A 5,354-nucleotide genomic window follows, 5' to 3' on the forward strand; every position below is an offset into this window, starting at 1 on the left:
GGTTGTATCACAATATGTTGAGTAGGTGGTTGTGATGGCAGTAGCCGATAGGATGCTCTTGCAGAGGATAGTAAAAGATGCATGTATGAAGCATATAGGCTATACGGGATCTACCTACTATTTAGCTCTTGAATTTGCAGAATACGCATCAGAGGCTTTGAAAAAGGGGGATACGGGATGGCTGGACGATATTATAAACACCTATGTGTCTATGGGTCTCCCTCTTGATCTCCTTCAGTCAATCGTTAATAGGCTGAAGAAGAAATATACATCTGAAGGAGAGGAGTGAAGTCAAGGGATGAGGGATGTCTGCTGTTACACCAGAGGACATCTCAGCACAGAAAGAGCTTCTGTTTCTTAAAACACTTACTCCTGAAGCTCAGGACATAATAATAAAGAGGATGGCTAATGCTGGCGAATACCTAAGACAGGACATAATGTTCTATCAGCTTATAGAGAGCGTTCTGGCAGCTTATCTCGCAATAGGGACTGGAAAGGGATGGAATGAGTTTGACATATTCAACTGGAACTGGTCTATATCCCTACCTACAATAGAACAGCTGTTGGAGGGTCAGTATGCGATAGTTATTAATATAGATGTGAATGATCTCTTCAGGGATTTTGCTAGCATAGAATGGGGATATGAACTACCAGAGGACTTTGTTCTCAACTTCTCAAACATGCTTCCCTTCTTCTTTCTGATAAACATAAATCCACAGGTAGTTTACTGGATAATAGGTATAGGTGTATATGGACAGAGCCATTACAACTATGCTCTATACTTCTCTCCTAATTATGAACAACTACCACCAACTCCTTGGGGCGTGGTTTACTGGCCTTCATCCGTTGTTGCATCAGTTCCTCAGCTTTCAGTAAATCCTACCGTTGTAGCTCAATGGGCTGAGATGTTCGGTTCTAAGCTCTTAGCTGAATATTTAGCGTTGAAGGTGGATATGCTTGAGCAAATTCTGCTGGGGGCTTTCTTCCTATCATTCAACATGCTTAACCTCTCTGTGTTTCTGCCTAAATCCTACTTTGATAGTGTAGAGGGAATAAAATTCAGTTTCAAGCAGGGATACAAGCTCTTTATTCCTTCTATAGATTTCCTTTTGTTTGGTTTCTACCTAAATGTTTCCAGACTGGGAATAGATAGGCTCATGAATCTAACAGATAGGGTTATGGCTGAAGCTGTAACAAAGTTCGGATATTATAGAGGATTAATACAGCTCAATTTGTTCCAGTCTCCCTGGTCTGGCGTTCTATTCAGGAAAACTGAAGTTGAGATGGAGAACTTCCACATCCACAGAAGTGTTCAGAGATACGCTGTCCATGCCTACAATATCCAGCTTCTCGTGAAAAGATTATACAGAAAGCTCGATTCCTATGGCATAAACCAGTTTGACAAGTTTAAATACAGGCTCGCAATGCTAGATTTAGTTTACCGTTTAAGAATAGGTCATAAAAGATCTAAGGAGTGGAAAACTGAGCTTTCAGATGATGAGTTTTATAGGATGTGGCTGAGCAAATGGGAGACACAAGGTTTAAATACTTCTATACTACAAGAAATTTATGGTGATTTCATAACATGTCAGAAGCAGGTTCTCAAGATGAAGTAGCAAATGTTGAAAGAAAGAGGAGAAGAAGGATTGAGAAAGAAGAAAGAGTTCCTCCATTCGTGAGGGTTATAGATCAGACTTCTGGTATGCCTCCTCCTCCTACACCACCACCAGCATCAGCTTTATCTCCTGAGCAGACCAGAGAGCTTAATCAATTGTTCGGAGATATGCTTGTTATAGCGTCTGATATGTCTCTGGAGATGGTGGCTACAGACTGTCCTAATGCCTCAACATGCCCGATCTATGGTAAAGGAAAGGAGTTGGCTAAGTTATTGAAGAAGCTTAGAACAATATTAAAGAGTGTCCCGACATGATCTCTTGGTTTGAAAATATAGCAAAGTGGATTTACGATTCGCTCTACAATCTTCTAGGTGGTCTTATATGCTCATCAGCTTACGATAAACAGGCTTGCTGGTTTTACTGGGATCTCATAGCCCCTGTTGTTCTCCCCATACTCCTATGGCTTATAATACTTGCTGTATTACTAGCAATTGCTTATGCAATATCTAGATGATCTTTATGTATTAGCATAAAATAGCTTTAATACGATCCTCTTCTTATTTTTCTTATGCCTAAGCTGAATCTGGATGAGCTGAGAACACCAGCTCAGGCGGATGTAGAGGGAATAACATTAATAATTAGAGAGGTTCATAAAGTTGATACACCCTGGGATAAGTCGTATATTGTCGCTTGTCAAATAAAGGATGGAAACTGGATCTCCCATATCTTCCACCTATATCCGAAAAACACAGAGGAATTCATCAAAATGGTGAAAGAGGAGATAAAGAACTACAAGAGGGCTGAGGTTTATGTGGGAACGGAGGTGATAAGGAAAGTATGACCGATGGCGAGGAAAAAAGAGAAGATCTCCTCACAAGAGAGGAGATTGATGCTATTGTTGGGAATATAGATGTAGTATCTGTTGTCATGTATTTGAGAAATCAGAATAATATGGAACTTAAATTCACGCTTAACGAGCTTCCACCAGAGTTCTTAGAGCTTTCAGTAGTGGATTTTGGGGGCTTAACAGATCCCATAGGACAGCTATCGAGCTGGCTGGCTCAACAGCTTTCTGGATTTGCATCTTGGATCGCATCGGCTGTAAACAACTTCATAAACCAGATGACTGAAACGTTTAAGGGCTTTGTTCAATCTGGATTTACGGGTCTTACAAGTGCCTTTCAGACCTTTGTCATAACACCTATAACAAACTTTGTTAATCAGGTTGTAACTCTCTTAACTCAGACTCTGCCTAGCTCAATCCAGAATGTTATAAATCAGCTGGGGCAATGGGTCAAACCAGTTTCTGATGCTATAAACAACTTTTTAAACTCATTAAAGAATATAGGATCTCAAATATCAAATGTATTCTCGCCAATAGTTACGACAATCCAGAGCTTTGCCCAGCAAGTGCCTACCATAGTCCAGAACATTGTATCAGGAATACAGAATTTACCAAACTTATTGCAGAATGCAGTATCTGGTGCTATCTCAACATTAACTAATATATTCTCAAGGTTGCACGCATTAGGTCAGCAGATATGGAATACTATACAAAATGTGCCTTCCATGATCGGTAATGCAATACAGACAATACAGCAGAATTTGGGATCTCTTGTCTCTGGTATAGTTCAGAAAATACAGGAGGGTGCAGGAGGAATAATTGAAGCCTTAAAGTCGAAAATATCAGAGATACCTACACTATTATCAAATGCCATAAAGGGATTTCAAGAAGGTGTGTCTGGTGCGATAGAGAATGTGAAAGGTGTTCTCTCTGGGGCAATAGACAAGGCTAAGGAGTTCATAGAGGGATTGAAGGATGTTCCTTCCCTAGTAATGAAGGCTGTCTCAGATGTATCAGCATGGATCTGGGATCACCTGCCAGATTGGGCTAAAGAGTTCCTGAAGACCGCTCCTAAACTGTTAGAACAGGCTGGAAAGAACATAACTGGCTTCATAAATGCTATAATGCAGTTTCCAGAATGGTTTCCAAGATGGTTTAGTGAACACATTTCAAAGCCTATTAGTGATGCTCTAGGGAATATAGGTAAATGGATCTGGGAACATACTCCAGACTGGCTAAAAGGGACAATAGAGAACATAAAGAACTTCTTCACCAAAGATCTGGTTAATTTCTTCACGAAAACGCTTCCTGACTTCTTCACCAAAACTTTACCAGATTTCTTCACAAAGACAATACCAGATGCTGTAAAGAACTTTGTAGATTCAGTAAAGAGCTTTCCGCAATGGTTTCCAAAGTGGTTCTCAGAGAATATTTCAAAGCCTATATCAGACGCTCTAGGCAATGTAGGAAAATGGATCTGGGAACACACTCCAGACTGGTTTAAAGGCGGTATAGAGAGGATAAAAGAGTTTTTCACAAAGGATCTAACTGACTTCTTTACAAAGACACTACCAGATTCGTTCAAATGGTTGAAAGAAAATGTAGTAGATAAAATAGTGGACTTCTTCAAGAATCCCAAAGAAGCTTTATCCAAGATGTGGAAAGATGTATCAGGCTTCTTTAGTGGTGCATGGGAGAAGCTTCAGGAGTTCGCTGGATGGGTTAAAGATGCATTCACATCTGCATTCAAGTGGATAATGGATGCATTTGCATCCCTAGCATCTCCAATAGCTGACGCTATCGCATCGTTCTTTGCTCCTCACTCTCCTGGAATTCTGGAGACAATAGGCGGTGCATTCCAGAAGATAGGAGAGGCTATATTCAAACCCATTATTCTCGGAATAAATAATGCGTGGCAGGATGTGCTTAAGAAGATAGGAGAAGAAAGGTTGCAGACATTTCAAGCTTTCAGTAAAACAGCAATGAACTACTATGTTAATCCATTTATATGGTCTTTCACATCACTAGCTCCATTTTACCTCTTCATATTCGGCATGAGAGGGGCTTCACAGGTCTTGGGTGGATTAGGAGAAGCAATAGCGGATAGATTCAGAATAGGATGGCAGTTAGGGCCTCATATAACGATAGATCTTAGACCTGGATATATGCTGAAGGAGTTCTCAAAGGTGCTGTGGCATGAGCCTCCTCGCATGATAAGATACTTCCTCTCATACATGGCTTTCTGGCTATCACAGCCCTATGCTAAGCAGTTCCTAGCCCCGTTCAGGGATGTGATGCCCATCGAGATTCCATCATTCAGAGATTTAATAGAGCTTTGCAGGAGGTCTTTGGGCTTACAAGAGCCAAATAGATTCCTAGACTACTTCAGGAGTTTCCTATCGCTGTATGGATACTCATCTCCTCTTCTATCGGCATTGACTGGTAGGGTTTATTACGAGGATGCAGAGAAACCGTTTGACGTTGGCGGAAAGGAGATAAGAAAGCTCAAAGTTGATGATATTCCATTTGTTCCTCAATGGGATTTCATAGACTTCTCAAAAATGGAGATAGTTAAGAACAAACTTGCCATCCCGTATCAGGACAGGTTTCAGATAAAAAGGTGGATGCCCCTCTCGCTGATGTATTCAATACCAGATGAATCAACACTTGCTAGGTTCATGGTAAGGGATATATTCTATGACTATCAATCATTTATGAATGTGATGAGAGCTAAAGGAGTGTTCGATGACACAGCCTTGATGTATTACCTATCTCACTACAAGTATCCATCTCCAGACAAATTGTATGAGTTCTACTGCAGGGCGTTAGCTGGTTTACTTTGGTTTACACCAGTTCAAGAGGTCGTTGATTACAGCTATAACCTGATAAAGCAG

General features: G+C 40.7%; 6 protein-coding genes. All 6 read left to right on the forward strand.

What is annotated here, in order from left to right; genetic code table 11:
* Positions 1-34: 34 nt before the first annotated feature.
* Complete coding sequence (locus D6D85_RS00820; RefSeq protein ID WP_125670137.1) at positions 35-289, forward strand: hypothetical protein; 255 nt, start codon at positions 35-37, stop codon at positions 287-289.
* A 16-nt stretch (positions 290-305) separates the two neighbouring features.
* Positions 306-1,616 (forward strand): hypothetical protein, encoded by a 1,311-nt coding sequence (locus D6D85_RS00825; RefSeq protein WP_125670138.1) that lies wholly within the window; start codon positions 306-308, stop codon positions 1,614-1,616.
* Entirely contained in the window at positions 1,586-1,930 is a 345-nt protein-coding gene (locus D6D85_RS00830; protein WP_125670139.1) for a hypothetical protein, read from the forward strand. The genes D6D85_RS00825 and D6D85_RS00830 overlap by 31 nt, the downstream gene beginning before the upstream one ends.
* Positions 1,927-2,130 carry a hypothetical protein gene (locus D6D85_RS00835; protein WP_125670140.1) on the forward strand — a complete coding sequence of 68 codons (204 nt, stop codon included), beginning with the start codon at positions 1,927-1,929 and terminating at the stop codon, positions 2,128-2,130. The genes D6D85_RS00830 and D6D85_RS00835 overlap by 4 nt, the downstream gene beginning before the upstream one ends.
* Before the next feature lie 54 nt (positions 2,131-2,184).
* A complete protein-coding gene (locus D6D85_RS00840) occupies positions 2,185-2,457 on the forward strand; it encodes a hypothetical protein (protein ID WP_125670141.1) in 273 nt (90 codons plus the stop codon).
* Positions 2,454-5,354 (forward strand): phage tail protein (locus D6D85_RS00845; RefSeq protein ID WP_133308277.1); only part of this gene is annotated, 2,901 nt, incomplete at its 3' end. The genes D6D85_RS00840 and D6D85_RS00845, both read left to right, overlap by 4 nt.

The sequence above is a fragment of the Candidatus Methanodesulfokora washburnensis genome, from assembly GCF_003947435.1.
In the GTDB taxonomy this organism is placed as follows: domain Archaea; phylum Korarchaeota; class Korarchaeia; order Korarchaeales; family Korarchaeaceae; genus Methanodesulfokora; species Methanodesulfokora washburnensis.

What these genes read in the sequence shown, in the direction of transcription:
- D6D85_RS00835 (WP_125670140.1), top strand. Translation starts at nt 1,927, where the DNA reads ATGATCTCTTGGTTTGAAAATATAGCAAAGTGGATTTACGATTCGCTC.
- D6D85_RS00820 (WP_125670137.1), top strand. Translation starts at nt 35, where the DNA reads ATGGCAGTAGCCGATAGGATGCTCTTGCAGAGGATAGTAAAAGATGCA.
- D6D85_RS00825 (WP_125670138.1), top strand. Translation starts at nt 306, where the DNA reads ATGTCTGCTGTTACACCAGAGGACATCTCAGCACAGAAAGAGCTTCTG.
- D6D85_RS00840 (WP_125670141.1), top strand. Translation starts at nt 2,185, where the DNA reads ATGCCTAAGCTGAATCTGGATGAGCTGAGAACACCAGCTCAGGCGGAT.
- D6D85_RS00830 (WP_125670139.1), top strand. Translation starts at nt 1,586, where the DNA reads ATGTCAGAAGCAGGTTCTCAAGATGAAGTAGCAAATGTTGAAAGAAAG.